Raw genomic sequence first — 3,132 nt, 5'->3', positions numbered from 1 at the left:
CCGACGAACTCAACGGGCGCCCTCGACAAACCCTCGGATTCCGCACACCATCAGAAGCACTCCAAGAAGTGTTGCGTTGACCGCCTGAGCCCGCAGGCAAGAGCGGACGTTCCGCGGCGCGGCCGACGTTCTCATCCGGGATCTTCGCTGGTCCGAATACATGGTCGTACGGCGAACCAGACTGACTGGTGCGCCCTCGACGAATAGGAGTCCCAATGTCTTCGAGCCCAGTCCGAACCGCCGCGGTGATCGCCTCCATTCTGGACTGCTGACCAACGCGCGCCACGAGTGCCATTACAGCGAGTTCGGACGACGTCGCGATGCCACCCTCCGGAGGATCAGGAACGACGGACTGCACGCGGCCGTTGGACAGCGTGACCGGTGTCTGGCTGTCCAACGGCCGCGTTCGACTACGCCGGATCGTAATGGGCGGCTGCGGCTTTCGGCGGTGAGTCGTCCCAGGCGGCCCGCGCCTGGTTTCGATCCTGGCGCGAGGCTGCGCCGGCCTTCAGCCCTTCGATGTGGCGGGGACGCAGTGCCGCGCCTTCGCTTTGAGAGTTTGCACCATCTCTGCGATCTTCTCGCCCTTCAGCTGCGGGAGGGCCTTACGCGCGGTGTCCTGGATTTCCGAAAAATTCTTCGCCTGTTCTTCTTCGGTAAAATCCTTGGGAGGGTTTCCAGAGAATTGTCCGTTGATGATCTTGATGAAAGTCTTCAGTTCTTTGTCGTTCAGTCCCATTTGTTCCTGAGCGGCCGTGACCTCCTTTTCGAGACACTTGGTGAATGCTTTATTCCGTGCTGCGTTGTCCTCCTGACCGTGCGCAGCAGCGGGGCTGATCAGGGCAAGGGCCACCACCGCCAGTGTCGCGGTGAGTATGCGGCGAGATGTCACAGTTCCTCTACCTTCCATTCGGGCGAGCTCGGTCGATCAGGGATGGGCGAATCTTGGGTGTTGTCCTGCGCTCGGTTCGGTCTCGGTGGCTGGCAGTCTGATGTTTCTTTGCCGGTAGGCAGTCCGTGGTTTGTTCGGCTACGAATGCTGGTCGTTGTTGTTTTCCGCTTGTTCCGGTTCGAATCCTGATCATCTCTGGAGGACACGTGTTCATTCTGCGATCTGCACTCGTTGCCGCTAGTGCCGCGGCCATGATTTTGTCCGGTACTGGCGTGGCTGTGGCCCAGGACCGGACCGACGCCGCGCCCGGTGTTCAGGCGGTCCGCGCGCAGACACCCGACGAGAAGACCAAGAAGGCTTTGATCACCCAGACCCAGGCCCGCGCCAAGAGCGCCGCCACCCGCGCCGAGGCCGCCGACCTCTTCTCCGAGGCCGACGCCGCAGACTTCGGCGCCGACGCCTCCCCCAGGGCCGCCGCCGCGGCCGCCGAGGCCGCCGAGGCAACCACGACCAAGGCCGCTGCTGCTGCCGCTACAACATCCGCCGGTATGGCCAGTTCCGCCGCCCGCACCGCCGCCCGCTTCGCCACCGAAACCGCTGCCGGCGCCGCCGTCGTCAAGGCTGCCGACTTCGCCGCCCACGCCGCCCACGCCGCCTATTTCGCCGCCCAGGACGCCGCCGAGGCTCCTGACGACGCGAAGGCGGCGAATGCCGCTGCGAAGGCGGAGGATAACGCCGTCGCGGCCAGCAACGCCGCGTTCGGGGCTCCGGAAAAGACGACGATCACACCGATCTCTAGTTAGCCCGCAGCGACGAGGGTGGTTGCTGTGGCGAGCGTTTGATCGCGGTAGGTCAGGGCGAGTTTGTCGTAGCCGGTGGCCAGACCACGTCACTGTTCGATCGTGTTGAAGTGATCGAGCACAGTCACCGACAGCGCGCCCCAAGCGAACTACAGCACCCCCTGAACACGCCGCGAAACATCTTGTAATCGGCATGTGCGCGCGTTGAAAAGCTGTGCCAGCCAACCATTCTGGACCGCCGACCAACGCGCGCCCAGCGGCAATATTGCTCACTCGTATCGACTGAAGTCAGCTTGGATGAGCGCTACGCAGAATGCCTGACGCTGATTACCGGGCGTTCAAATCAGACGGGAGTGCCTTATTCTCAGACACTCCCGATCAGACCGCACCCATCTACTACTCCTTGGCAAGTCGCGGGATCTCCACCAGGTCGGGCCCGCGGAAAGCCTTCATCGACTCTGCGGCAGCCTTCTCCTCAGCGACTGCTGCCTTATCGGCGAGCTCCACGTTCGTAGCATCCTCCGACGCCGCCTTGGCGGTATCGGCGGCGGCGAAGGAGGCTTCGGCGGCGGAGTAGGCGGCCTTGTAGGCGGCTTCGGCTGCGGCTTCGGCTTTGGCGAAGCGGGCTTCCTTGGGAGTGCCGTTGGCGTTGACTTTGTCGCGCTTGGCGGCATCGGCGGCTTCGAGGGCGACGCTGGAGGCGTGGTCGGAGGTATTGGCGGCGGCTGCTGCTGCGGCCTTGGCGGCGGCGGAGGAGGCTGCTGCGGTGGTGGCGGTGGAGGCGGTGGCTGCTGCTGCGGCGGCGTCGCGGGTGTCGTGGGTGCCGTCGTCGTCGCCGTCGTCGTCGTCGAAGTCGTTGACGGCGGCGCGGGCAGCGGCGCTATAGGCGCGCTGACACGCTTGGATGATGAACTGTTTTTCCTCCGTTTTTGCAGCTTTCTCACCAGTGCAGTGAGTCCCCCACGGCGGTTCCGCGGACGCGGAACCCGCGGCACCGATCCCAGTGCAGAGCACCGCCGCGGTCACCACCAATACCGAGCCGATCCCGCGCATACGAGCGTTCATTCCAAGCCTCCTGTGTCGACGGCGAACTGAGGACGACCGATCACACCGAACAAGTAAGACCAGTCGGGAGCCTATTCGGAACCACACCCACCACGGATGGAACACGCCCTCTCCATCGCCGGTACTCAGTAGCAACATCGACCGCCTACGACCGATGAGAGCATCGGACCCACCGGTGTGGGCATGGTCAGTGTCCCCGGATACACATCACGATCGGCTGGCCAGCTTTCACGGGCCGCCGCGCGGTACTCGGCTAGATAGAGACTGTGTGTACATCACATAATCGGCAGATGCGGACGTTTCAGAGACGTTGGTGGCCGACCGTCCGAGGCCGGCCACTGTCCGCTCGGTTCGCGCGCCGGCGGAATTACGGGA

The 3,132-nt window shown here is 64.0% G+C and carries 3 protein-coding genes; 1 reads left to right on the top strand and 2 read right to left on the bottom strand.

Annotated elements, in window-relative coordinates:
- Window positions 1–508: 508 nt before the first annotated feature.
- Window positions 509–892, bottom strand: a complete 384-nt coding sequence (locus tag AB0M22_RS45575) for a hypothetical protein (RefSeq protein WP_364740312.1) — start codon at window positions 890–892, stop codon at window positions 509–511.
- A 272-nt stretch (window positions 893–1,164) separates the two neighbouring features.
- Here AB0M22_RS45575 and AB0M22_RS45570 point away from each other — a divergent pair, with 272 nt between their 5' ends.
- Window positions 1,165–1,695 carry a hypothetical protein gene (locus tag AB0M22_RS45570; RefSeq protein ID WP_364740309.1) on the top strand — a complete coding sequence of 177 codons (531 nt, stop codon included), beginning with the start codon at window positions 1,165–1,167 and terminating at the stop codon, window positions 1,693–1,695.
- A gap of 393 nt (window positions 1,696–2,088) precedes the next feature.
- On the opposite strand, the gene AB0M22_RS45565 is transcribed toward AB0M22_RS45570, so the two are convergent.
- Entirely contained in the window at window positions 2,089–2,757 is a 669-nt protein-coding gene (locus AB0M22_RS45565; RefSeq protein WP_364740307.1) for a hypothetical protein, read from the bottom strand.
- Window positions 2,758–3,132: the final 375 nt, after the last annotated feature.

This window comes from Nocardia sp. NPDC051756 (assembly GCF_040681495.1).
GTDB lineage: Bacteria > Actinomycetota > Actinomycetes > Mycobacteriales > Mycobacteriaceae > Nocardia.
This window is presented reverse-complemented; position numbering and strand designations above follow the sequence as displayed.

Excerpts from the sequence above, each read along its gene's own strand:
- AB0M22_RS45565 (WP_364740307.1), bottom strand. The coding sequence starts at position 2,757 with ATGAACGCTCGTATGCGCGGGATCGGCTCGGTATTGGTGGTGACCGCG.